This is a genomic window from Sphingobium sp. TomMM15, from assembly GCF_055397045.1.
This window is the reverse complement of sequence record NZ_AP027314.1, coordinates 1612838-1634693: the sequence shown is the minus strand read 5'-3', so window position 1 is coordinate 1634693 and position 21856 is coordinate 1612838. Positions and strand designations below refer to the sequence as shown.

The window sequence follows — 21856 nt, the reverse complement described above, 5'->3', positions numbered from 1 at the left end:
TATGGTCACGCCGTCTGGCTCGCCTTTAAATTGCCCGTGGTCGCGCCGCGCCGATCTGCCAGCATCGCGATGACCTCCGCCGCGCGCTGCGATGACGGGCGGTCGTCGAGATCGAAGCTGTCCTTGAACATCTGCTCCTGAACCTCACGATATTGGCTGGTGTGCAACTGGTCCGCGCGGGATAGGGCATCATGCAGTTGGGATGGATGGGTTATGACCTCACCGGCCCGCCAATGCGCGAAATTGGGATCGCCCTCCCAGTCGATGCCGTGGCTGTTCAGGAAGATGCAGGGCCGGGGGCGCAGCAGGAATTCATAGACCTGACTGCTGGCATCGCCCAGGTAAATGTCCGCCGCCATCGTATAGCTCATGTCGGTCGAGGCTTTGCTGCCCAGATCCACATGGATGTTGTCCCCATGGAGATAGCGGTTCCCGATCGTCCCGGCCCGGTTCACGCTCAGGCGGTCGATCGTCACTACGAATGGCCGTTCAAAGAGCATGACGTGCGGGGCGAACAGGAGTGCGCGGTCGTCCCTCTCGCGAAAATAGTCGAGTATGTCCCGGCCATGCCGATACCAGGATGACAGATGCGGGGAGGGGTGGGGATTATAGAGGACCACCGGCCTGCCTCGGTTGAGGGGGTGGCTTATGCCCTGTTGAGGCACCATGTCGAACTTGGGATAGCCTACGATGCTGATCCTGGCGGGGTCGACTTGCGCCTCGGTTATCAGGCGGCGGCGAATTTTCTCGCCTGAGCAAAGGACATGATCGAAACCGGCGCTGGCCTTGTCAAACCCGATGGCGCGGTCCCCGGCGCCATGTCTGGTGTGCACCATGAAAAGGTCTTTGAGCCCGTACCGCGATTTCAGCAGAAGCGATGTCTTTTCCGCCACGATCAGCATGTCGAGGCTGCGAAAAAAGGGGAGATTGTCGCGATAGACGAGGAGTTTGGAGGCGGGGACCAGGCGGCCGAACAGTCGGGACAGGCGCAGGGAACGCGGCGCCAGCTTCAATTCGACATGCTGGATGCGCGTCCCCAGCCATGCCCCGGCGATCCGCTGAACTTCCGCTGACAAACGGGGGTTGGTCGTGGCTACGATGATTTCGCCAGGGAAACCGCCTTTGGCCATCGCTATGGCGACAGGAAGGCTGTGGGCAATCTGGTGTATCTGATCGTGATTGAACAGGAAACCTACGCGCAAACCACTGCTCCCAAGCAGATGCGAGATAGCAGTTCCCTTATTGCCGATCCCGAGCGGCCTGCCTCGCATTTGAGCCCTTAGATGGTTTCTGCATGTTTACAAGATGCCATGGCCGGGTTCCGAAGGAGCCGTCGGGGCGTTGTCTTGGCAAGTCGGCAGTTGCTGGCCTAGTCTTGGGGTTTAGATCAAAAGGCGCGAACATATAGGGTTTTGACCAGCTATGGGTGACATCATCAATCTGCGGCAGGCGCGCAAGGCCAAGGTGCGGAAGGATAAGGAGCAGGTGGCGGCTGCAAATCGGGCGAAGTTCGGCCAGACTAAGGCTGAGCGTGCGGTGCGGCGGATCGATGAGGCGCGGCAGGATCGGCTGTTGGACGGTAGCCGACGGGATGGTGACGTCGACCCGGTTGAATAGTGTTTAGGACTGCAAGCAATCTTCCAGGCTTTTTAGGTCAAATGAGATGAATGGATGTTCATCTCTCTCGCGTCTGCAACAATTCGTCTCTTCGGAAAATCAACTCATCGTGAATCCGTGACCATGTCTGCGGTCAATTGAAAAGTTCGTTGGTTCAGCTTGGGCTATGAGAGGATATATTCAATCTGTTCGCCCGGCTGGTGCCGCGATTGCCGCTGTTCTGGCCCTTGGTTCAACCTGTTCTTTCGCGCAGGAAACTGTTCCTGACGCGGTTTCGCCGCCTGTTGTCGTGCCGCCGCCGGTTGTAGCCCCTGCTGCGTCGGTCCCGCAGCCGATGGTCCAGCCGACCGCTTCGGTTGAGGAACGACTGGATGCTGCGGTGGCTGCTTCGGAAGCCGAGACTGCGGTGAAACCTGCTGCTAGTCGGCCAAACGCGCGGATGGCTTCCACGTCGGTTCGAACTGCACCACGGACGCAAGTCGAGCGGTCTGCTGCTGCGCCGTCGGTTGAACGGGCGGAGGCGCCGCCTGTGGCGGCATCGCCTGAGCGCGAAGCTGCCGTTGTTCCGCCGCCTATCGTGAGCGAAGCTGTACCCGCCACACCGCCTGTCGCTGAGGCGCGCGAGGTTGGTGCTGCCGATACTGGCACAAAGGAATCGCTCCTGTGGGCCTTGGGTGGTGGCGTGTTGCTACTCGCGGGGATGGGCGGGGCTGCCGCTGTTCGTCGTCGCCGCAACATTGCGGGGGTCGAGGAAGAGGAGGTCGTTGCGACCCCAGTTACTCCGCTAGTAGAAGAGCCTGTCGCCGTCGCGCCCACCTTTATGGAGCGGGAACCGGTGGCTAAGCCTGCCGTCGTGCGTGCGCCGATGCGCGCGCCCCTTGCGGCCCGGGCTGCTTACGGCTCCAGTCTGGAGGCGATGGTCGCCGCCGCCCCGAGCGCGGAGAATCCTTTCCGCACGCACCGCAAGCGGTTGGCCCGGGCGCGGTTCCTGCTGGCGCAACAGGAGAAGGGCGAACGAGCATCCTTTACCGATGCGCGTGCCCATATGCCGCCGCAGACCATCCATGCCGAACCGCAGGTGCAGACCGTCTATCGGATGGGCGCGGATCGGAATCGCCGGATGACATTCAAGCCGCAAACGCGCTAGGGCCGATCGACATTCAGGAGATGGCGTGTCGAAAATGGTGGTTTTCCGTGACCCGGAGCGCAGCGTACTCAAAGTACGTGAGCACCGGAAGCGCGGACAACCGCCATTTGCAGACCGCCAGAACTGAATGTCGATTGGTCCTAAGTCACCGGACAGTCAGTCAGACAGGGGCGGCATCGCACGGTGCCGCCCCGTTTGCGTGACCTGCGCACGTCGATTCGGTTGCACTTGGGGCCGACCCCTGATACCGGCGCGCCGGTAATTTCGCGCCAGTTTGCAGGCCAAGTTTGAAGGAAGGTCGCTCCACCCATGTCCGATAAGATCAACCGCATTGTCCTTGCCTTCTCGGGAGGGCTCGACACCAGCGTGATCCTGAAATGGTTGCAGCAGACCTACCAGTGTGAGGTCGTGACCTTTACCGCCGATCTGGGGCAGGGCGAGGAGCTGGAGCCTGCGCGGCAGAAGGCCAAGCTGATGGGCGTCAAGGATGAGCATATCTTCATCGACGACCTGCGCGAAGAGTTTGTGAAGGACTATGTCTTCCCGATGATGCGCGGGAACGCGATGTATGAGGGGCTGTATCTGCTGGGCACGTCGATTGCCCGCCCGCTGATCGCCAAGCGGCAGATCGAGATTGCGAAGATGGTCGGCGCGGATGCCGTTAGCCATGGCGCGACCGGCAAGGGCAATGATCAGGTGCGGTTCGAGCTGGGCTATTATGCGCTGTCGCCCGACATCAAGGTCATCGCCCCTTGGCGGGAGTGGGATTTGGCCAGCCGCACCAAGCTGATCGAGTTCGCGGAGCAGCACCAGATTCCGATTCCGCGCGACAAGCGCGGCGAAAGCCCGTTTTCGACCGACGCGAACATGCTGCACACCTCCTCCGAGGGCAAGGTGCTGGAAGATCCGTGGGAAGAAGTGCCCGACTATGTCTTTTCGCGCACGGTGAACCCGGAGGACGCGCCCGACGCGCCGGAATATATCACGGTCGATTTCGAGCGTGGCGATGGCGTGGCGATCAACGGCGTGGGCATGAGCCCGGCGACGCTGCTCGAAACGTTGAACGAATATGGCCGCAAGCATGGCATCGGTCGCCTCGATCTGGTGGAGAACCGCTTCGTCGGCATGAAGTCGCGCGGCATGTATGAAACGCCGGGCGGCACCATCTATCACCTTGCCCATCGCGGTATCGAGCAGCTGACGCTGGATCGCGGTGCGGCGCATCTGAAGGATGAGCTGGCGCCCAAATATGCCGAGCTGATCTATAACGGCTTCTGGTTCTCGCCCGAGCGTGAGATGTTGCAGGCGGCGATCGACCATAGCCAGGAGAAGGTGACGGGGACGGTTCGGCTGAAGCTGTACAAGGGCGGCGTTCAGGTCGTTGGTCGCAAGTCGCCTTATTCGCTCTACAGCGAGAAGGTTGTCACGTTCGAGGATGATGCGGGCGCCTATGATCAGCGCGATGCGGCGGGCTTTATCAAGCTGAATGCGCTGCGTCTGCGGTTGCTGGGGCGGCGGGACGGCTGACGAACTCGTCATCCCAGCGCAAGCTGGGATCTTATGCGGCCTGGCGCCTTGCCTCCTGAGATCCCAGCTTGCGCTGGGATGACGGGGGTGGGGAGGCTCGCCCTCGTTACATATTGCGACAATTTAGCCCGTGACATGACAAGTTTGCGGGACAAGTCTTCCTCATAAGGGGTTTCAGGAGCGGCGACACGCCGTTCGTGACCCCTTGGAAGGAAGAGACGAGATGATTCGCAAATTTTTGGGCACCGCTGCTGTCGGCGCGCTGTTCGTTGGCGGGCTGGCCGCCTCGCATCTGGCGCTGGCGCAGCCGGGCGATGCTGGTCCGGGCGGCCGTCATGGCAGCATGATGGCGATGGCCGACGCGAACAAGGACGGGAAGATCAGCAAGGCTGAACTGACCGCAGCGCTTGATGCGCGGTTCGCGAAGATGGACGCCAATCACGACGGCAAGCTGACAAAGGAAGATCGGGAGATCAGCCGTCAGGCGCGGCTGGACCAGCGCTTTGCCGCGTTGGACACGGATCGCAACGGGCAGATCAGCAAGGCCGAGTTCGTCGCCGGGCACCAGGGCCGCTGGGGTCGCGGGGATGGCGATCGCGAGGGGCGCGACGGGCGTCGAGGTCACGGGTTTGGCGGGCGCGGTCATCACGGCTTTGACGGCGGCATGATGTTTCATGGGCGTGGCGGCCGAGGTGGCAAGGCGATGAAGGACGGCGTTCTGACGCGTGCCGAGTTCATGGCCCGGCCGCTCGCGATGTTCGACAAGGCGGACAGCAACAAGGACGGCTTTGTGACGGCGGATGAAATGAAGGCCGCGCGTCAGGCGATGCGTGAAGCCTGGCAGGCCCGCCGTGGTGCGGACGCCGCGCCGAAGAACTGATCATAGGGGAAGGGTGGGGGATGCGTCCTTCACCCTTCCAAGCTGCTGATAGTCGTGACAGATATTCCCCATGAGTGAAAAACCCCATCTGCTGCTCGTTGACGACGAGCGTTCGATCCGCGAGCCGCTGGCGCAATATTTGTCGCGCAACGGATTTCGCGTGACTGCCGTCGAAAGCGCGGCGGAGGCGCGGCTGCGGCTGAATGCCAATGCGATCGATCTGGTGATCCTGGATATCATGATGCCGGGCGAGGATGGATTGTCGCTCTGCCGCCATATTCGCGAGACGAGCGAGATTCCCGTCATCCTGCTGACCGCCAAGTCGGAAGAGACTGACCGGATCGTCGGGCTGGAGATGGGGGCGGACGATTATGTGCTGAAGCCCTTTTCCCCGCGCGAACTGGTGGCGCGGATCAAGGTGATCTTTCGGCGCGTGGCCACGGGCGGCCAGCGGGTGACGGCGCCCGATGGGGCGACCTATGCCTTTGCGGGCTGGCTGCTCAAGACGCAGGAGCGGGTGCTGGTGGATCAGGAAGGCGTGGCGCTGCCGCTGTCGACGGCGGAATATAATCTGATGATGGCCTTTGCGACGCGGCCCAATCAGGTGCTGAGCCGTGACCAGCTGCTCGACATCACGCAGGGGCGGGAGGCCAATGCGTTCGACCGGGCGATCGACAATCAGATCAGTCGGCTCCGCAAGAAGATCGAGCCTGATCCCAAGAACCCGACGCTGATCAAGACGGTGTGGGGCGGCGGCTATACGTTGTCCGCCGATGTGAGGAAGCTGTGAGGCGCTTTCGCCTTTGGCCGCAGAGCCTGGTCGGGCAGATCATCGTCCTGGTGGCGATCGCGCTGTTCGTGGCGCAGGCGATCAATTTCGGGCTGCTGCTGCGGGAGCGTAATAGGTTGACGCTGACCGCGCAGACGGCGCCGGGCGTCTATCGTATCGTCGATGCGCTGGACAGCCGGGGTGAGACGCCTGCGCGCAACCGGCCGCCGAGGGCGCGCTTCTTTGATGCTGCGCCGACGTTGACGGGCGAGCGGCGGCCCGAGGTCGAGCGGCGTGCGCTGGCGATGTTCGCGGATGTGGGGCTGCCCGTGCGATCGGTGCGGGTGATCGAGCAGGACCGGCCGCCGCCGATGCGCCGGATCGACAGCGTCAGGATGCGCGCCATGGACGACATGCGTGGCGCGGCGCGCGGCGGGCGGCTGACGATGGCGGCCGAATATGCCCCCGGACAATGGGTCGTGACCCAGACGCGGGCGGGCAACCGGGCGCCGCGCTTTGGCGGCTGGCTCGCCTGGCAGACGCTGACCCTTTATGTGATCGTGCTGCTGCCGCTGCTGTGGGTCGGGCGACGGCTGGCGCGGCCTTTGGGGCAGTTGACGCGGTCGGCGCAGCAGTTCGCGCGCACGGGATCGGCCGATGCGGTGGAGGAGCGTGGGCCGGGCGATGTGCGGGAGCTGACCACTGCCTTTAATGCGATGCGCGGCCGGATCTTTGCGATGCTTGATGAAAAGGACCGGATGCTCGGCGCGATCGGCCATGATTTGCGCACGCCGCTGGCGTCGCTGCGGGTGCGGGCGGAGTCGGTGGAGGATGAGGGCGAGCGGGCGCGCATGTCGCAGACCATCGACGAGATGAACCGGATGCTCGAGGATATCCTGTCGCTGGCGCGGGCGGGGCGGAGCACAGAGGCGGCGCAGAAGGTTGATCTTTCCGCGCTGGCCGATGCGGTGGTGGAGGATTTCATAGAGCTGGGTTCGCCTGCGGAGATGGCGGATAGTGCGCGGGCGGTGGCTTCGGTGAGGCCGCAGCAGATCAGGCGGGCGCTGCGTAATTTGATCGAAAATGCGATCGTTTATGGCGAGCGGGCGCATGTGTCCGTGGTGCGCGAGGATGGCGCGATCCGGATCGTCGTGGCGGATGATGGGCCGGGTATCAGCGAGGATCGGATGGAGGAGATGATGGAGCCGTTTACGCGGCTGGAGGGGTCGCGGAACCGGGAGACCGGCGGGGCTGGACTAGGGCTAGCGCTGGTGCGGGCGATCATGGCGGAGCATGGCGGCGCGCTGAGGCTGGTGAACCGGGCTGGTGGCGGGTTGGAGGCGAGTTTGGTGTTGCCGGTTTGAGCGGGGATGGTGGCAGATACGAATTTCCCTCTCCCCTTTAGGGGAGAGGGTGCCGAGCGTAGCGAAGGCGGGAGAGGGGACCGATATTGATCTCCCGTTGCTCCCCTCTCCCCGGCCCTCTCCCCTGAAGGAGAGAGGGAGAAGGAGAAGTTCTGCTTCGATCAGTGCTTACCCGGTTTGCTCGAGGTGCCGGGGGCGGTTGGGTTAAGCAACTGGACCCCGCTAGGCAATCCCGTGCCGCCCATGTCGATCCTGGTCACCTCTTCGCGAGCTATCCGTGCCGGGTTGTCGCGTTCCTTGATAGCGGCCTTGGTCGCCTCGTCCGGCGCCTCGTCGTCGCTGCTGTCGCTGCCACGGGTCCAGCCGAGAATGATCGACATGCGGCGGTTGCGCGGGTCGTAGACATTGCCCTTGGCGAAGGGTTCGCGGTCGGCGACGCCTTCGATGCGGGCGAAGCGGTCGTTGCCGATGCCGCTGGCCGCCAGCGTCTTGCGCGTGGCTTCGGCGCGGGCGGAGGATAGCATCCAGTTATTCATGCTCTGGCCCGAGCTATAGGGCAGGCCGTCGGTATGGCCGCGCACGATCAGCGGATTGGGCATGCCGCGCACGACCCCGGCGACTTCGCTGACCAGATCGCGCGCTTGAGGCAGCAGATTGTCGGTGCCCATGGCGAACATCGCGAAATTGGATTCATCGATCAGGTCGATGCGCAGCCCTTCGCGCGTTTCGGTGAAGCGGACGTTGCGGCGCAGCTTGTCCATGCCCTTCTTGCGGGCCATGCGCGCTTCCAGTTCCTTCTTCACCGCCTCGAACTTGGCGCGATCGGCGGCGCGGGTGGCCTTGCCGCCCTGATCCTTGGTGCCGGTCGCGTCGCGCGGGATGGTGATGGCGAGGTTGCCCTGACCGCCGGTCGTGGGATAATTTTCCTTGCTGACCATGGAGTCGCCGCCGAACAGGCCGCTTGAACCAGCCGAGGACATTTTCAGTTCGACCAGCGTCGGCGTGAAATAGTCGGCGAGACCCTTGCGCTGCTTTTCGGTGGTTGCGCCGAGCAGCCACATCAGCAGGAAGAAGGCCATCATTGCCGTCACGAAGTCGGCATAGGCGACCTTCCACGCGCCGCCATGATGGCCGCCATGACCATCGACGATGATCTTCTTGACGATGATCGGCCGGGGTTCGGGCTCGTTCCCGCCGCGCTTCTTTTCGGCCATGGCTTATTTGCCCCGCATGCCGTCGAACACTTCGGCGAAGGCCGGCTGGTTCGCATGGGTCAGGCTGGAGCGCGCCGCTTCGATGACGAGCGGCTGGGGGTGGCCATGGAGCGAGGCGATGATGATCTGCTTGACGACATGGTACATGGAGCCATCCGCCTCGATCACCGCGCGGCAGCGATTGGCGAAGGGACCGACCATGCCATAGGCGAGCAACACGCCGAGGAAGGTGCCGACGAGCGCCGAACCGATCATGCCGCCCAGGATTGCCGGGGGCTGGTCGATCGAGCCCATGGTCTTCACAACGCCCAGAACCGCCGCGACGATGCCGAGGGCGGGGAGGGCGTCAGCCAGACCCTGAAGATTGTCGGCGGGCTTCAACGCTTCGTGGTGGTGCGTTTTGAGCGCGTTATCCATGACCTCTTCGACCGCATGCGGATCGAGCGTACCCGAGGACACGACCACCAGACGCAGCGTGTCGCTCATCAGGTGGATCAGCGTCTTGTCAGCCATCAGGCGGGGATATTCGGAAAAGATCGTCGAGCTGGCAGGGTCCTCGATATGCGGCTCCAGCGCCACAGGGCCTTCGACGCGCAGCGTCTTCATCAGGCGGGAGACGAGGAAGATGCAGTCGAGAAAATCCTGCTTCTTATATTTGGGGCCTTTGAACACCTTGCCGACGCCGCCGCCCAGCGCCTTCAGGTCCGCGCCAGAATTGCCGATGATCAGCGCGCCGACGGCGGCGCCGCCGATGATGAGCATTTCATGGGGCAGGGCGTGGAGAACGGGACCGATGTCGCCACCCGTGAAGATGAAGCCGCCAAATACCATGACGAGCAGCACGACCAGGCCAATGAGTGCGAACATGAGTACCCCTGAAAAATTCTGCCCGCTGGGCTTTTACCCGACGACGCAAGATGCGCTTTCGTCAGATGGTTAACGCCTAATGGTTAGCGGGAGGTTTAGGATGGGAGGTTTTTTGCACCAAATCCGCCTCTTCTTCGTCATCCCAGCGTAAGCTGGGATCTTGGGCCAGGTTGCGCGCCCTCTCCTGAGATCCCAGCTTTCGCTGGGATGACGGAGTGAGGGGGGACGACGGAGTAGGGGAGCGCCGCAGCCTGAAAACTTAGCGGATCAGGTCGAACAGCGTCTGCTGGTTGATCCGGGCAAAGGCAGACTGGGCGGCTTCCAGTTGCAGCAGCTTGCTCTTCACGGAGGAGATGACTTCGGAAAGGTCGGTCGATTCGAGGCCCTGACGGCGTTCCTTCAGGTCCAGATCGACGCTGGTCAGCCGGTTGCCGGTCACGTCCAGCCGGTCGCTACGGACGCCCTGCTTGGCCTGTTCGATGGTGACGTGGCTCTGCCCCGCCTTGATTGCGGACAGCGCCGATTGGAGGTCAGCGTCGGTGCCGCCCTGCAAGGCGGTGAGCGCCTGGCCCAATATGTCGTCCAGCGTCATGGGCGTTCCGCCGACGTCGATCCCTTCCGAAACCTCCTGCCGGGTGCCGACCACTGCCAGGTTGAGCCCACGGCTCACCGGAACCAATACGCTCTGGGTGTCGTCGAATACCGGCACGCCCTGATAGTCGGTCTGATTAAGCAGCGAGCCGATGGCCTCGCGAATGCCCTTCACATCTTCGAAGATCGCGGTGCGCTGCGCGTCGTTGAGCGATCCGTTGCGGGCGGAGGTCACCAGTTCCTGCGCGCTGATGAGCAGGGTGTTGATTTCGTCCAGATTAGATTCGGCGTTGGCCGCGCGGCCGGTGCCATAGCTGACATTGGCCTGCCAGGCCGATTGCTGTGCCTGCTCCTTGCCGATTTCCGACACCTGCACCCAAGCCAGGGAATTGTCCGATGGCTTGTTCAGTGTGATGCCGGTCGAAATGGCGGTCTGCCCTTCGATGATGCCCTGAGACAATGTCTGCTGACGACGGATTTCGGCGATCAGCGTCTTGTTGGTGATGCCTACCATGGGTCAGCCCTTTCAAATGATCTGCAGAATGGCGTCGACAGTTTCCTTCGCGATCTGAAGGATTTTCGCCGAGCCGGAATAGGCCTGCTGCAACCGGAGCAGTTCGGCCGCTTCCATGTCGAGATCGACGCCGCTGACCGCTTCGCGCGCGGCGATCGCCTGATCACTGCGGCCCTGAGCGGTTGTCTGTTCGGCCTTGATGGAGGAGAGCAAATTCGCCTGCGTCGCGATGATCGACGTCCACCCCTGTTCGACGCTGCCATTGCCGCGCAGGACGGTGCCCGCGTCCAGCAAGTTGCCGTTGAGCCTTCCGTCCGTGGATTTGGTCGCCAGCGCGGCGGGATCGGTTATGAGCGCGGTGACGCTCGCCGCTGTCGTGCCGGAGAGGAGCGCTGCGCCCGCCACGTTCGCGTCTGTACGGCCCTGCGCGTGCCAGTTGTTCACGTCCGTCACAAACTGCTGCGCCAGCGTGTCCAAGCTGGTGCGGCGCTGCGCCGTTATGTCGGCCGAGGAAAAGAGGCCGCCGAGCGTCCCGTTGGAGGGTGCGGGCAGTGCCGTGCCGCCAGCGGTGGCTAGCGCCAGGGTGCCATTGGCATTGACGGTCAGCGCCAGCGCGGTCGGATTGTCGCCCTGCACGATCGTCGTGCCATTATAGTTGATCGTCGCCACGTCATGCGCGCCGAAGCTGATGTCGACATTGAGATTGGCCGACAATGTGTTCAGCGCCGCGTCGCGGCCGTCCAGCAGCTGCGCATAGGCCGATGTGCCGGGCTGCGCGCGAAGCAGACTGTTGTTGATGCCAGCCAGTTGCGACAGCGAGCGGTTGATGGTTTCGACAGACGCTGTCGCTTCGGTGGCGATGCCGCTGGATACCTGCGAGAGGTCGGCCGAGGTGCGCTGAAACGCCTCGGCAACGCGATTGATGCTGTCGAGCGTGGTGACGCGGAGCGACCGGTCGCTGGGGCTGGCGGCGAGCTTGTCGATATTCTGGTACATGCCCGTCATCAGCTTGCCGATGCCGGTATCCGTGTCGTTGAGCGCGCCTTCCAGATCGGTCATCCAGCGCAGCCGGGCAGTAGAGCTGCTAAGCGCCATGCCGCTGGAGCGGACGGCGGCATCCAGATAGGGATCGGCGGCGCGGGCGACGCCCGACACTTCGGTGCCGCCGAAATTGGCGCGGGCGATATAGGTCGCCATCGTCGCCGTGGACGAACCGGACTCAACGGTCGTCAGCGACCGGCGCGAATAGCCTTCCGTGCTGGCGTTCGCGATATTTTCCGAAATCGCGGCCATCGCCTGGCGGTAGGCTTTCGTGCCTGAGGCGCCGATGATGAAGAGATCGCTCATGCGCCCTTATCCGGTGTTACCGGAGCGGCGGGGGCTTTCGGCATGCGGCTTTCATATTGGCGCAGCAGCATTTCCGCGATGCCGAGTGCGCCCTTTTCCGCCATCGTGTCGGCGGTGCGCGCGTCGGACATGTCGCGAAACTGTTCGGTCGTGCTGGAATCGAAGATGCCTTCGCCGCCGCCCGACTGGCGCATGGTGCCGATCATCTGGCGCAGGAAGATGGCCTCGAACTGCTTGGCGGTCTTCTCCAGCTGCGCCTTTTCGGGCGACGCGGTGGGCTGAACCACTTTGGAAATCGCGTTTATCTGCATCACAACACCACCAGTTCAGCCTTCATCGCGCCTGCCTGCTTCAAGGCTTCGAGGATCGCGACCATGTCGGCGGGAGAGGCTCCAATGGCATTCACCGCTTTCACTATATCGGCCAGCGAGGCTCCACCTTTAAAATTAACCATTGGTTTCTTTTCCTGATCGATCGAAATCGAGCTGGAAGGCTCCATGGCGGTCTGTCCGCGAGAGAAGGGCGCGGGCTGGACGATGCGCGGGCTTTCGTTGACGCTGACGGTCAGTTTGCCGTGCGCGACGGCGGCCGGATGGATCCTGACCGCGCCGTTGATGACGACGGTGCCGGTGCGGGCGTTGACGATGACCTTGGCAGGTGCATCGGCGGGCTTGATCTCGATATTCTCGATCATGCCCATCATCATGATCCGGTCGGTCGCGCCGGGGGCGGCGTCGATGTTCACCGAAACCGCGTCGGTGGCGCGCGCGCGCTGGTCGCCGAAGGTGCGGTTGATGCCGTCCGCCACGCGCAGGGCGGTGGTGAGGTCGGCTTCGGCGAGGTTGAAGGTGAGGGTGGGCGCGGTGTCGAAGCCGGTTGCGACCGCGCGCTCGACCGTCGCGCCGCCGGGGATGCGGCCTGCCGAGGGGATGTTGACGGAGACTTGGCTGCCGTCCGCGCCTGACACGCCGAGACCGCCGACCGCGAGGTTGCCCTGCGACATGGCGTAGATTTCGTTATCCGCGCCGCGCAGGGGCGTCATGATGAGCGTGCCGCCGCGCAGCGACTTGGCCTTGCCCAAAGCCGAGACGGTGACGTCGAGGCGCTGGCCGGGCTTGGCGAAGGCGGGGAGGTCGGCGGTGACCAGCACAGCGGCGGCGTTCTTGAGCGCGGGGTTGATGCCCTGCGGCAAGGTCAGGCCGAAGCGCGAGACCATGCCCTTCACACCCTGCGTGGCATAGTCGAGGCTATCGTCGCCGGTGCCAGCGAGGCCGACGACGATGCCGTAGCCGGTTAGCTGGTTGGGGCGCACGCCCTGGAAGGTGCCCAGGTCCTTGATCCGTTCGGCATGGGCGGGGACCGCCAGCAGGCCGAGCAGGGGAAGAAGGATACGGAACAGGCGGGTCATGAAGGCGCGCTCCATCAGAAGGGGCTGATCATCGAGAAGAAGCGCTGCAGCCAGCCCTGGCGGCTCGCGCGGGCGATCTCGCCCTTGCCGGTGTAGATGATCTTGGCGTCGGCCACGCGGGTCGAGGCGATGCGGTTATCGGGGCTGATGTCGGCCTGACGGACGAGGCCGCTGATCTGGATATATTCGTCGCCGCGATTGAGCGTCAGCGCCTTTTCACCCTTCACCAGCATCGTGCCGTTGGGATAGACCGCCGCGATCGTCACGGTGATTTCGCCGCTGAGCGCGTTGGACTGGCTGGCGTTACCCTTGCCGGTGAAGCCCTGATCGCCGCTTGCCGCGATGTCGCTGGCGGAGAAGAGCTTGGAGAGGGGGCCGGTGCTGGGCGGCGTCAGGCCGATGCTGCCGCTGCGGCTCGTGTCGGCCGAGTTGGTCTTGGTTGCCTGCGTGCGTTCGACCAGCACGATGGTGATGATGTCGCCGACGCTTTGCGCCCGCGCGCCGCTGGTGAGCGGGGTGTAGCCCATCGATGCCTGGAAGATCGAGCCGTTGGCCACCGGAGCGGCAGGGGCGGCAACGATGGTGGGGGCAAAAAATTGCCGCTCGGCATCGCGCTTTTTGCCGGCCATTGCCGGGGTGGCGGCAAGGGCGGTTGCCGTGAGGAATAAAACAGCCGTTCGGGCTGTTCGAACGAGCCGCTTGTCTCGTTCGAATGTCGAAGCCCTTCCCTTTCTTTTTGAAGAAGTGAAGCCCTTCGACAAGCTCAGGGCGAACGGTGTGTGGGGGGAAGTCATAAGTCCGCTCACAGCTGCTGATTGACGTACTGGAGCATTTCGTCCGTCGCCTTGATCATCTTGCTGTTCACCTCATAGGCGCGCTGCGTTTCGATCATGTCGACCAGTTCCTCGACCACATTGACGTTCGAGGTTTCGAGGTTGCCCGAGCGGATCATGCCGCGACCGTCGAGGCCGGCGACGCCGACCTGCGGGGTGCCGCTGGCTGCGCTTTCCGTGAGCAGGTTGCCGCCGATGGGCTGAAGGCCCGCAGGGTTCATGAAGCTGGCGAGTTCGACCTGGCCCAGCTGGGTCGGTTCGGTCTGGCCCTGAAGCGTCGCGGTGACGGTGCCGTCATTGCCGATGGTGATGCCGGTCGCGCCCTGCGGCACGGTGATCTGCGGGATGAGGGGCAGGCCGTCGCTGGTGACGATCGCGCCTTCCGCCGTGGTGCTGAAATTGCCCGCGCGGGTATAGGCGATGGTGCCGTCCGGGCGCTGGACCTGGAAGAAGCCGGAGCCTTCGATCGCCATGTCGAGCGCGTTGCCGGTCTGCTGCAACGTGCCCTGCGTGTTGATTTTGCTGGTGCCCTGCATAGCGACACCGGAGCCGAGATTGAGGCCGGTGGCGAATTTGTTTTCGCTGTCCGAATTGGCGCCTGCCGCGACCATCTGCTGGTAGGCGAGCGTTTCGAAATCGGCGCGGTCGCGCTTGAAGGCGGTCGTGTTGACGTTCGCCAGGTTGTTGGCGATCACGCGCATCTTCGTGTTCTGCGCGTCGAGGCCGGTGCGGGCGACGTGAAGGGCTGCGTTGGTCATGGTCTAACTCCGTGATGCCGTCAGGCTTGCCCAATGGCTATGCTCAACGAGAAGCAAGGTTCGTGCCAAATTAACCATCAAGCCGCATGAGCGATGCGCCGCCGTCATCGAGCTGCTTGGCGGTGTCGATCAGTTTCACCTGCGTTTCCCACGCCCGGCTGGCTTCGATCATGTCGACCAGTGCTGAGGTCGCGTTGACGTTGGAGCCTTCGATCGAACCGCCGGTAACGGTCGCCAGCGGATCAGTCGGCAGGACGCCGCCATTGGTTTCGCGGAAAAGGCCGTCGGTGCCCTTGGCGATGCTGGAGCCGACGGGGCGGACGAGCTTCAATCCATCGACGCGCTGCGGGTTTGCCGGGTCGCCGCCCTGCGGCACGCCCCAGATGCTGCCATCCTGCGAGATGGAAACGCTGTCCATCTGCGGCAGGGTGATGGGGCCGCCTTCGCCCAGGACGGGGAGGCCGTCGCCGGTCGTGAGGAGGCCGCTGTCGGAGACCTTAAGGTCGCCCCGGCGCGTATAGGCTTCGCTGCCGTCCGCGGCCTGAACGGCGAGCAGTGCATCGCCGTTCATGGCCACGTCCAGCGGATTGCCGGTTTCGACGACCGCGCCCTGCGCCATGTCGGACGCGATCACCTGTTCGGACGCCTGCGCCCGCGTTTCGAAACCATCGCCCTTGATCCAGCGCGTCTCTGCATTGGCGATCTCCGCCCGGAAGCCAACCGTGTTGACGTTCGCGAGATTGTTGGAGATCGACGCCTGCCGCGCCATCGCGCCGCGCATTGCGGTGAGTGCCGTGTTGACGAGCCGGTCCATGGGTCTGTCCTGTTTCTAACGCGGCGGGCTGACCGGGTTCTGTGGAACCCGGTAAAGCCCGCGCGGGGCCTGAGCGTAGCCAAGGCGCGGATGCGTGAGCATCCCTGCGCCTTGCTATTAAGTGCGCATGTTCACGATGGTGGTCGACAGCGTGTTGGCCGCTTCGATCGCCTTCGAGTTCGCCTGGAAGTTGCGCTGGGCCGAGATCAGGGCGACCAGTTCTTCCGTGATGTCCACGTTGGCGCGTTCGAGGGCGCCCGAGCGAACCGAGCCGTAGAGGCCGCTGTTGCCGGTGCCGAAGCGCGGCGCGCCGCTGGCCGAAGTTGATGTCCAGTGCGCGTCGCCCTGCTGGCGCAGGCCGTCCTGGCTGTTGAAAGCTGCCATCGCGGTGGTGCCGAGATAGACGGTCGAACCATCGGCATAGACGCCGGTGATCTGCCCATCCTTGCCCACGCCGACGCTGTTCAGCTGGTTGCCGGTGCCGCCTGCGGGCCAGTTCGTGGGGACCTGAAGGTCGGCGAGGTCGCCGGAAGTCAGGGTGCCAGCGGCGAGGCCCGCAGCGGTCGCTGCGGAAGGCAAGCCGGTGGTGGGATCGACCGGGATGACCTGAACGCGGGCGCCGGTGGTATCGACCACGAAGCGGTCCTCGGTCAGCGACAATGCGCCGTTACGCGTGAAGCTGACCTGGCTGTCGCCGGTGCGCTTGACGGTGAAGAAGCCTTCGCCGGTGATGGCGAGGTCCAGCGTCTTGTCCGTGCCCTCGATCGTGCCTTGCGTGAACTGCTGGGTGATGCCCTGCACGCGCGCACCCTGACCAGCGACCTGCGTGGTCGTCTGCATCGGCGCGGCGGCGAAGATGTCGCCGAACACGGCCTTGCTCTTCTTGAAAGCGGTGGAGTTCACGTTCGACACATTGTTGGCGATGGTGGCCAGATCGGTCTGTGCGGCCTTCAGGCCGGAAAGCGAGATATAGAAGGACATGGCGTTACTCCTTGGGTGAAAAGGATTTGGGTGACGAGGTTAGGAGAGTGAAATGGCGTCTGACGGGCTGTAGCTGCCCAATGCGGTGATGAGTTTGGAGGCGCTGCCGTCAGCGGGTGACTGGACGGCGGCGATGGTGGCCCAGCTGGCGACGCGGGAAGGGGTTGCGCCGTTGACGCGAATCTTGAGCGCGTCGGTGGCGACCCTGTTTCCGGCTTCGTCCTTGCCGTCCCAGTAGAAATTGGCGTCGCCTGCGGATCGGTTGCCAAGGTCGATGGTCTTCACGACATTGCCGTTGCCGTCCATCAGATCGACGCTCGCGCCGCTGGTTGCGTCGGCGAACGTGACCTGGCCGATATACTGGCCAGCGGCATCAGGCGCGACGATGTTGCTTTGGACCAGCATCGACTTGCCGATCCAGCTGGCGGCATCGCCCAGGCGCGAACCGGTCAGCTGCGAGGCGAGGCCCTTCAGCGTCTGGTTCATTTCCGCGATGCCGCTGGAGTTGGTGATGGTCGCCATCTGGGCCACCATCTGCGCGTTATCCATCGGCGCGAATGGGTCCTGCGTCTGCATCTGCGCGGTGAGCAGGCGCAGGAAATCCGCCTGGCCCATCTCCGCCTTGCCGGTGCCGACATTCTTGTAAGGGTTATAGGCGGTAAGGCCCGCGCTGTCGGTGACGGTTGAGGTCGTGCTCATTTGCCGATCCTTATGGTTTCGAGCATCAGCGATTTGGCGGTGTTCAGCACCTGCACGTTGTTCTGATACATGCGGGCGGTCTCGATCATGTCGACCAGCTCCGCGCTGCTATCCACGGCCGATTCCCATACGTCGCCATTCTTGTCGGCGAGCGGGTGATTGGGATCGTGGCGCTTGGTGGGCTTGGCGTCCGTGGTAAGGACGCTGGCGACCTTCACCGTGGACACGCCGGGCTTGTCGGTGACCGACTCAAAAACGGGCTTGATGGCGCGATAGGCGGATGCCTCGCTGCCGGTGACATTGCCCGCGTTCGCCATGTTGGAAGCGGTGGCGTTCAGGCGGACAAGCTGCGCGCTCATGGCGCGGCCGGCGATGTCGAAGACGTTCATGGGGCCAGAACCGCTCATGCTCATTCTCCCTTCAGGGCGCGAGTGACGGTGTTGATGCGGCCCTCAAGGAAGGAGAGGGTCGTGCGATATTTGACGGCGTTTTCGGCGAACAGCGTCTGTTCGGTGCTGAGTTCGACGGTGTTGCCGTCAAGGCTGGGCTGAAGCGGGACGCGATAGCCCATGCTGTCATCGACCGCTTTGCCGACATCCGCGATTCCGCTGCCCTGCTGGCGCGTCGTCGCTTCCTTCAGCGCTGACTCAAAATCGATGTCGCGCGCCTTGTACCCGGGGGTCGAGGCGTTCGCGATGTTGGACGCGAGCAGGGACAGGCGTTGCGAGCGAAGCGCCAGCGCCTTTCCATGTATCCCGAACAGTCCGTCTTCCAGCGACATTTCCGTCTTTCCGTCTTTTTGCCCCGAGGGGCCTAAAAGTTGTGGGTCATCCGCCGTTCTGAAGCCTGATGGCGTGAACCGCGGGTGATCCGAACGGGTATTAGCAAGAGCCGTGCCAATTTGCGTGGGTGACGCATCGGCAATGGCGAGAATGGCGGAAATCCGTGGGTTCGGGTGAAAGAGACGGCAGGGGCGGCAGGATTTTGCCGGTCTCTGGCAAGACTTTGCCGCAGGTGATCCGGGTGAATGGGGGATTGGTTGATGTTCGGGATTTTGGCGCAACTCTTCGATCCCCTGACGCTGATCATCATGATTGCGGGCGTGGGCGCGGTGGCGCTGTTTCAGAATGGCGGCCCGGCGATTGGGCGAGGGTTCGCGGCATTGGTGCCGCTGCTGCGCGCCGATCCGGACAAGGATCAGGCAACAGCGCGCGCGGCGCTGCTGAAGATCGATCAGGTTGCGCAGCTGCGCGGCCTTGCCTGCACCGATCGGGTGAAGACGGCCAATCCCTTTCTGGCCGAAGCGGCGCGCCGCCTCGCCAACAGCGAAAAGACCGAGCAGTTCGAGATTTGGGCAGCGCAGGCGCTGGCCGATCGGGCGCGCCGTCATGGCGGTGCGCGCAACGTATGGCTGTCGATCGCCGATGCCGCGCCTGCACTTGGCATGGCGGGCACGATATTGGGCTTGATCGGCATGTTCGCGGCGATGGATGACCCAGCGGCGCTGGGTCCGTCCATGGCGCTGGCGCTGCTGACGACGCTATATGGCGTGGTGATCGCCAATGTCATCGCCGCTCCGATCGCAAGCCGCCTGGCCGACCTGTCGGAGCGCGAGTTGGCATGGCAGAAAGAAGCGGTCACCCGCATGGTCGCCATCGCCCGGCGCGAAAATGTGACGACGCTGCGGGCATCCATCCGCGAGGTCGCGTGATGACCGCCGCTGCGTCGCAAGCCCGGCGTAATCGGTGGGCGGTGAGTTTCGCCGACCTGCTGCTGTTGCTACTCGGCTTTTTCATACTCTTGCAGGCGAGCGGACAAAAGCGCGACGCCATGCTCGCGCAGGTGCGTCAGCAATTTGGTGGGCGCGCGGTTGCCAAGGACATGGAGCTGCGCGCGGGGGAGCTGTTTCTGCCGGACGAGGCTTTGTTGTCCGATCGGGGCAGGGCGGCGGTCGCCAGGGTTGGCGCTGGCTTGCGGCGAGGAACGGGCAGGATCGACATCAGCAGCATCGGCACCGATCCAGCGCGGCGGCGGTTCGATCCATGGGATCTGGCTGCGGCACGACTGGGCGCGGTGGCGCGTGAGTTGAAGGCGCAGGGGCTGGCCGATGACCGGCTGCGCATCCGGGGCCTTGATCAGATGGATGGCGGCACGGGCAAGGGGCAGGTGATCCGCATCGGCGAAGATGTCCGGCGGCGTTAACGACTTGTTAGCCATGTCGGATGCTTAATGCGTGGCATGAATCTGCCTGCATCCGGAGACCTTCTGTGAACAAGCTGCCCTTCATTGCCGCTATGGTGCTGGCCGCAGCGTCTGCTCAGCCTGCGCTGGCGCAGCAGAAATTCGAGAATCTCGATCGCCTGGACGGGCTGGTCGCGATGACCGTGGGCGCCAATATCGGTGAACCGGGCGGTCCTGTCGCGCCGGTCGATCGGCGGCTGCGGCTGGCGGCTTGTCCGGTGACGCCCAGCGTCGAAGGGCCGACTTTCGGCGCGGCGATCGTGAAGTGCGATCCCCTTGGCTGGCGCATACGCGTGCCGCTGAGCGGTGGTGGGGCTGGTGCTGTGACGCCGGTCGCCCGCTATGGTGCACCTGCTCGCCCGGCGCAGCGCGACATGGTGGTCAAGCGCGGCGACCCCGTCCAGCTGATCGCTGGCAATGCGAGTTTCAGCGTGTCGCGCGTGATGATCGCGGATGAAGATGGCGCCGTGGGCGACACCATCCGCGTGCGCGAGGACAAGAAAGCAGCGCCGGTTCTGGCGCAGGTTGTGGAAATGGGCACTGTGCGCATTCCGGGATTTAATGATTTTTGAACCCGGCCGTTATAGATAGGGCGGGACGAGTGAAGGATTGTAAGCCATGATCAAATCTGTCGGCCAGAATATGAGCGCCGCCATAGAGGCTTCCCGCTTGCGGGAAGGGGGCAAGGCGCGGACCTTTTCAGACAAGGGATCGGTAGGCGTGTCGTCATTTTCAGCATCGGCTAGCCCGGCTGCCCGCATGGCTTCAGAAGGCGCGCCGGTCGATATGGACCGCGTTGCCGCGATCAAGGCAGCCATTGCTTCGGGCAACTATCCGGTCGATGCGGCTGCGATTGCCGACAAGATGCTCGCGCTCGACCTGCCGGTTAACGGGTAAGATAGTCGATGCCGCTCGGGCTTGCAGCGCTGGATGACCTCTTCTCGGCCTTCGAGGAGTTGCGCGCGGCGCTTGATGGCACCGACGTGGCGGCGATCGATGCCGCCGCATCTCATGTGAGCAGGAGCGCCGCCGCAGTGCGCGCGATCGGCGCATGGCGCGCGGATGACGCGATTCGTGAGAGGGTGACGGCACTGCTTCCCCTGATCGAAGCGGCGCGGGTGCGAATCAATGTGCTGACCGATCATGCCGGACAGCGTCTGTCTTTGCTGGCGGCGCATGGGTCGACGCAGGCTCCGTTGGTTTACGGGCGGTAACGAGCTACACTTATTTCCGTTCGCCCTGAGCCTGTCGAAGGGCTCTACTTCTTGAAGAAGGAAAGGGCTTCGACAAGCTCAGCCCGAACGGTTGTACAGTTTTGATGTTGGAAACGAGGGCGCCCCAGAGGCGCCTTTTTTCATGCATGCTGAACGCGCCATCAACATTTATGGAGCGCGCGTTAACCAAATCTTGGCATAACCCTTGCTCTAATGGTCTCCGGTACCAACGGGGATTTTTCATTTGTCGGCTTTTGCAGACATATCAGCGACAGGCGCTTCGACCGGCAATCGCGTGACGAACGCGATTGCGATGGCGAGCCGCAGGACGGGCGTCGATTTCGCCTATCTGCTGGGCCAGGCCAAGATCGAGAGCAGCCTCAATCCCACGGCGCGTGCGAGCACTTCGTCGGCGCGGGGTCTTTATCAGTTTGTTGACCAGAGCTGGCTTGCCGTTGTCGATAAGCATGGCAGCGAATATGGGCTGGGCTGGGCGGCCGACATGATCAGCCGGGGTCAGAATGGCCGCTATTATGTCGCCGATCCGGACATGCGCCAGCAGATACTGGACCTGCGCAACCACCCCGAAACCGCCTCCGTCATGGCCGCGCAGCATGCCGCCGACAACAAGGCCTATCTGGAACAGCGGCTTGGCCGCGAGGCTGAGCCGGTCGATCTTTACCTCGCTCATTTTTTGGGCGTCGGTGGGGCGAGCAAGTTCCTGTCTGTGCATGATCGCGCGCCGGGTGCGACCGCCGCGTCTATGTTCCCGGCTGCTGCGCGGGCAAATCGTTCCATTTTCTACGATCGCTCCGGCAGTCCCCGCAGCTTTGCCGAAATTCGCGACCGCTTTGCGTCGAAGCTCCAGCGCGGCGTCGATTCGATCAACACCGGACCCATCCAATATGCCGCCGCTTCACTGCCCGAAGGCGCGAAGACGGTGCAGCCCGCCGACTATGTGCGGATCGAAACCCAGCGCCTCGCCACTGCGGCCGATGTCAGCATCAAGCCGCAGCCGGAAACTGCGCGTCTCGCCTATCTCATGCTCGCCACCCTCGGAAGGTAACGGCC

The 21856-nt window shown here is 63.5% G+C and carries 26 protein-coding genes; 12 read left to right on the top strand and 14 right to left on the bottom strand.

The genetic code is table 11. The annotated features are described in order from the left end of the window. Window positions 1-5: 5 nt before the first annotated feature. On the bottom strand, window positions 6-1202 hold the full coding sequence (locus ACZ51H_RS08245) for a hypothetical protein (RefSeq protein WP_464801506.1): 1197 nt from the start codon (window positions 1200-1202) through the stop codon (window positions 6-8). Between the two features lie 220 nt (window positions 1203-1422). Here ACZ51H_RS08245 and ACZ51H_RS08240 point away from each other — a divergent pair, with 220 nt between their 5' ends. The 6 genes from ACZ51H_RS08240 to ACZ51H_RS08215 all read left to right on the top strand — a co-directional run bounded on the left by ACZ51H_RS08240 (window position 1423) and on the right by ACZ51H_RS08215 (window position 7304). After that, window positions 1423-1617 (top strand): DUF4169 family protein, encoded by a 195-nt coding sequence (locus ACZ51H_RS08240; protein WP_464801505.1) that lies wholly within the window; start codon window positions 1423-1425, stop codon window positions 1615-1617. Window positions 1618-1783: 166 nt separating this feature from the next. Continuing rightward, entirely contained in the window at window positions 1784-2764 is a 981-nt protein-coding gene (locus ACZ51H_RS08235; protein ID WP_464801504.1) for an LPXTG cell wall anchor domain-containing protein, read from the top strand. A 309-nt stretch (window positions 2765-3073) separates the two neighbouring features. After that, window positions 3074-4291 carry an argininosuccinate synthase gene (locus ACZ51H_RS08230; RefSeq protein WP_449473889.1) on the top strand — a complete coding sequence of 406 codons (1218 nt, stop codon included), beginning with the start codon at window positions 3074-3076 and terminating at the stop codon, window positions 4289-4291. Window positions 4292-4514: 223 nt separating this feature from the next. Next, window positions 4515-5171: an EF-hand domain-containing protein gene (locus ACZ51H_RS08225; protein ID WP_464801503.1), complete on the top strand. Its 657-nt coding sequence runs from the start codon at window positions 4515-4517 to the stop codon at window positions 5169-5171. 70 nt (window positions 5172-5241) lie between these two features. Further along, window positions 5242-5961 (top strand): response regulator, encoded by a 720-nt coding sequence (locus ACZ51H_RS08220; RefSeq protein ID WP_449473885.1) that lies wholly within the window; start codon window positions 5242-5244, stop codon window positions 5959-5961. Then, window positions 5958-7304: a sensor histidine kinase gene (locus ACZ51H_RS08215; protein ID WP_464771160.1), complete on the top strand. Its 1347-nt coding sequence runs from the start codon at window positions 5958-5960 to the stop codon at window positions 7302-7304. The genes ACZ51H_RS08220 and ACZ51H_RS08215 overlap by 4 nt, the downstream gene beginning before the upstream one ends. A gap of 161 nt (window positions 7305-7465) precedes the next feature. Here ACZ51H_RS08215 and ACZ51H_RS08210 read toward each other — a convergent pair whose 3' ends face one another. The 13 genes from ACZ51H_RS08210 to flgB all read right to left on the bottom strand — a co-directional run bounded on the left by ACZ51H_RS08210 (window position 7466) and on the right by flgB (window position 18111). After that, window positions 7466-8518, bottom strand: a complete 1053-nt coding sequence (locus tag ACZ51H_RS08210) for a flagellar motor protein MotB (RefSeq protein WP_460986501.1) — start codon at window positions 8516-8518, stop codon at window positions 7466-7468. Between the two features lie 3 nt (window positions 8519-8521). Beyond that, a complete protein-coding gene (motA, locus tag ACZ51H_RS08205; protein WP_460986500.1) occupies window positions 8522-9385 on the bottom strand; it encodes a flagellar motor stator protein MotA in 864 nt (287 codons plus the stop codon). A gap of 259 nt (window positions 9386-9644) precedes the next feature. Then, window positions 9645-10490, bottom strand: coding sequence for a flagellin (locus ACZ51H_RS08200; RefSeq protein WP_464793632.1), 846 nt, complete (start codon window positions 10488-10490; stop codon window positions 9645-9647). Window positions 10491-10502: 12 nt separating this feature from the next. Then, a complete protein-coding gene (gene flgK / locus ACZ51H_RS08195) occupies window positions 10503-11837 on the bottom strand; it encodes a flagellar hook-associated protein FlgK (RefSeq protein WP_464801502.1) in 1335 nt (444 codons plus the stop codon). After that, complete coding sequence (locus tag ACZ51H_RS08190; RefSeq protein ID WP_464802871.1) at window positions 11834-12148, bottom strand: rod-binding protein; 315 nt, start codon at window positions 12146-12148, stop codon at window positions 11834-11836. The genes flgK and ACZ51H_RS08190 overlap by 4 nt, the downstream gene beginning before the upstream one ends. Further along, window positions 12148-13236: a flagellar basal body P-ring protein FlgI gene (locus tag ACZ51H_RS08185; RefSeq protein WP_464802870.1), complete on the bottom strand. Its 1089-nt coding sequence runs from the start codon at window positions 13234-13236 to the stop codon at window positions 12148-12150. The genes ACZ51H_RS08190 and ACZ51H_RS08185 overlap by 1 nt, the downstream gene beginning before the upstream one ends. 23 nt (window positions 13237-13259) lie before the next feature. Then, window positions 13260-13874, bottom strand: coding sequence for a flagellar basal body L-ring protein FlgH (locus ACZ51H_RS08180; protein WP_464801501.1), 615 nt, complete (start codon window positions 13872-13874; stop codon window positions 13260-13262). A 173-nt stretch (window positions 13875-14047) separates the two neighbouring features. Next, window positions 14048-14836 (bottom strand): flagellar basal-body rod protein FlgG, encoded by a 789-nt coding sequence (gene flgG / locus ACZ51H_RS08175; RefSeq protein ID WP_460986496.1) that lies wholly within the window; start codon window positions 14834-14836, stop codon window positions 14048-14050. 70 nt (window positions 14837-14906) lie between these two features. Then, a complete protein-coding gene (locus ACZ51H_RS08170; RefSeq protein ID WP_464801500.1) occupies window positions 14907-15650 on the bottom strand; it encodes a flagellar basal body rod protein FlgF in 744 nt (247 codons plus the stop codon). 117 nt (window positions 15651-15767) lie between these two features. After that, window positions 15768-16631: a flagellar hook-basal body complex protein gene (locus tag ACZ51H_RS08165; RefSeq protein ID WP_460986494.1), complete on the bottom strand. Its 864-nt coding sequence runs from the start codon at window positions 16629-16631 to the stop codon at window positions 15768-15770. A 39-nt stretch (window positions 16632-16670) separates the two neighbouring features. After that, window positions 16671-17330, bottom strand: coding sequence for a flagellar hook assembly protein FlgD (locus ACZ51H_RS08160; RefSeq protein ID WP_464801499.1), 660 nt, complete (start codon window positions 17328-17330; stop codon window positions 16671-16673). Beyond that, on the bottom strand, window positions 17327-17737 hold the full coding sequence (gene flgC / locus ACZ51H_RS08155) for a flagellar basal body rod protein FlgC (RefSeq protein ID WP_449473860.1): 411 nt from the start codon (window positions 17735-17737) through the stop codon (window positions 17327-17329). Before flgC ends, ACZ51H_RS08160 begins: the two co-directional genes overlap by 4 nt. A gap of 2 nt (window positions 17738-17739) precedes the next feature. Beyond that, window positions 17740-18111, bottom strand: a complete 372-nt coding sequence (flgB, locus tag ACZ51H_RS08150) for a flagellar basal body rod protein FlgB (RefSeq protein WP_460986492.1) — start codon at window positions 18109-18111, stop codon at window positions 17740-17742. A 261-nt stretch (window positions 18112-18372) separates the two neighbouring features. Between flgB and ACZ51H_RS08145 the strand changes: the two genes are divergently transcribed. From ACZ51H_RS08145 to ACZ51H_RS08120, 6 genes are all read left to right on the top strand, one after another. Further along, complete coding sequence (locus ACZ51H_RS08145) at window positions 18373-19041, top strand: MotA/TolQ/ExbB proton channel family protein (RefSeq protein ID WP_449473856.1); 669 nt, start codon at window positions 18373-18375, stop codon at window positions 19039-19041. Continuing rightward, window positions 19041-19532 carry a flagellar motor protein MotB gene (locus ACZ51H_RS08140; protein ID WP_464801498.1) on the top strand — a complete coding sequence of 164 codons (492 nt, stop codon included), beginning with the start codon at window positions 19041-19043 and terminating at the stop codon, window positions 19530-19532. The genes ACZ51H_RS08145 and ACZ51H_RS08140 overlap by 1 nt, the downstream gene beginning before the upstream one ends. Window positions 19533-19624: 92 nt before the next feature. Further along, window positions 19625-20143 carry a flagella basal body P-ring formation protein FlgA gene (locus ACZ51H_RS08135; RefSeq protein ID WP_464802869.1) on the top strand — a complete coding sequence of 173 codons (519 nt, stop codon included), beginning with the start codon at window positions 19625-19627 and terminating at the stop codon, window positions 20141-20143. Window positions 20144-20189: 46 nt separating this feature from the next. Beyond that, a complete protein-coding gene (flgM, locus tag ACZ51H_RS08130; RefSeq protein ID WP_464801497.1) occupies window positions 20190-20468 on the top strand; it encodes a flagellar biosynthesis anti-sigma factor FlgM in 279 nt (92 codons plus the stop codon). 8 nt (window positions 20469-20476) lie between these two features. Continuing rightward, window positions 20477-20785: a hypothetical protein gene (locus ACZ51H_RS08125; protein WP_460986488.1), complete on the top strand. Its 309-nt coding sequence runs from the start codon at window positions 20477-20479 to the stop codon at window positions 20783-20785. A 244-nt stretch (window positions 20786-21029) separates the two neighbouring features. Then, entirely contained in the window at window positions 21030-21851 is an 822-nt protein-coding gene (locus tag ACZ51H_RS08120) for a lytic transglycosylase domain-containing protein (RefSeq protein ID WP_464801496.1), read from the top strand. Window positions 21852-21856: the final 5 nt, after the last annotated feature.

Bases quoted from the DNA above. Each gene is read 5' to 3' on its own strand.
- flgM (WP_464801497.1), top strand. From the start codon at position 20,190: ATGATCAAATCTGTCGGCCAGAATATGAGCGCCGCCATAGAGGCTTCC.
- ACZ51H_RS08135 (WP_464802869.1), top strand. From the start codon at position 19,625: ATGGTGCTGGCCGCAGCGTCTGCTCAGCCTGCGCTGGCGCAGCAGAAA.
- ACZ51H_RS08140 (WP_464801498.1), top strand. From the start codon at position 19,041: ATGACCGCCGCTGCGTCGCAAGCCCGGCGTAATCGGTGGGCGGTGAGT.
- ACZ51H_RS08220 (WP_449473885.1), top strand. From the start codon at position 5,242: ATGAGTGAAAAACCCCATCTGCTGCTCGTTGACGACGAGCGTTCGATC.
- motA (WP_460986500.1), bottom strand. From the start codon at position 9,385: ATGTTCGCACTCATTGGCCTGGTCGTGCTGCTCGTCATGGTATTTGGC.
- ACZ51H_RS08210 (WP_460986501.1), bottom strand. From the start codon at position 8,518: ATGGCCGAAAAGAAGCGCGGCGGGAACGAGCCCGAACCCCGGCCGATC.
- ACZ51H_RS08190 (WP_464802871.1), bottom strand. From the start codon at position 12,148: ATGCAGATAAACGCGATTTCCAAAGTGGTTCAGCCCACCGCGTCGCCC.
- flgB (WP_460986492.1), bottom strand. From the start codon at position 18,111: ATGTCGCTGGAAGACGGACTGTTCGGGATACATGGAAAGGCGCTGGCG.
- ACZ51H_RS08160 (WP_464801499.1), bottom strand. From the start codon at position 17,330: ATGAGCACGACCTCAACCGTCACCGACAGCGCGGGCCTTACCGCCTAT.
- ACZ51H_RS08125 (WP_460986488.1), top strand. From the start codon at position 20,477: ATGCCGCTCGGGCTTGCAGCGCTGGATGACCTCTTCTCGGCCTTCGAG.
- ACZ51H_RS08165 (WP_460986494.1), bottom strand. From the start codon at position 16,631: ATGTCCTTCTATATCTCGCTTTCCGGCCTGAAGGCCGCACAGACCGAT.
- ACZ51H_RS08240 (WP_464801505.1), top strand. From the start codon at position 1,423: ATGGGTGACATCATCAATCTGCGGCAGGCGCGCAAGGCCAAGGTGCGG.
- ACZ51H_RS08170 (WP_464801500.1), bottom strand. From the start codon at position 15,650: ATGGACCGGCTCGTCAACACGGCACTCACCGCAATGCGCGGCGCGATG.
- flgG (WP_460986496.1), bottom strand. From the start codon at position 14,836: ATGACCAACGCAGCCCTTCACGTCGCCCGCACCGGCCTCGACGCGCAG.
- ACZ51H_RS08145 (WP_449473856.1), top strand. From the start codon at position 18,373: ATGTTCGGGATTTTGGCGCAACTCTTCGATCCCCTGACGCTGATCATC.
- flgC (WP_449473860.1), bottom strand. From the start codon at position 17,737: ATGAGCGGTTCTGGCCCCATGAACGTCTTCGACATCGCCGGCCGCGCC.
- ACZ51H_RS08180 (WP_464801501.1), bottom strand. From the start codon at position 13,874: ATGGCCGGCAAAAAGCGCGATGCCGAGCGGCAATTTTTTGCCCCCACC.
- ACZ51H_RS08235 (WP_464801504.1), top strand. From the start codon at position 1,784: ATGAGAGGATATATTCAATCTGTTCGCCCGGCTGGTGCCGCGATTGCC.
- ACZ51H_RS08200 (WP_464793632.1), bottom strand. From the start codon at position 10,490: ATGGTAGGCATCACCAACAAGACGCTGATCGCCGAAATCCGTCGTCAG.
- ACZ51H_RS08230 (WP_449473889.1), top strand. From the start codon at position 3,074: ATGTCCGATAAGATCAACCGCATTGTCCTTGCCTTCTCGGGAGGGCTC.
- ACZ51H_RS08225 (WP_464801503.1), top strand. From the start codon at position 4,515: ATGATTCGCAAATTTTTGGGCACCGCTGCTGTCGGCGCGCTGTTCGTT.
- flgK (WP_464801502.1), bottom strand. From the start codon at position 11,837: ATGAGCGATCTCTTCATCATCGGCGCCTCAGGCACGAAAGCCTACCGC.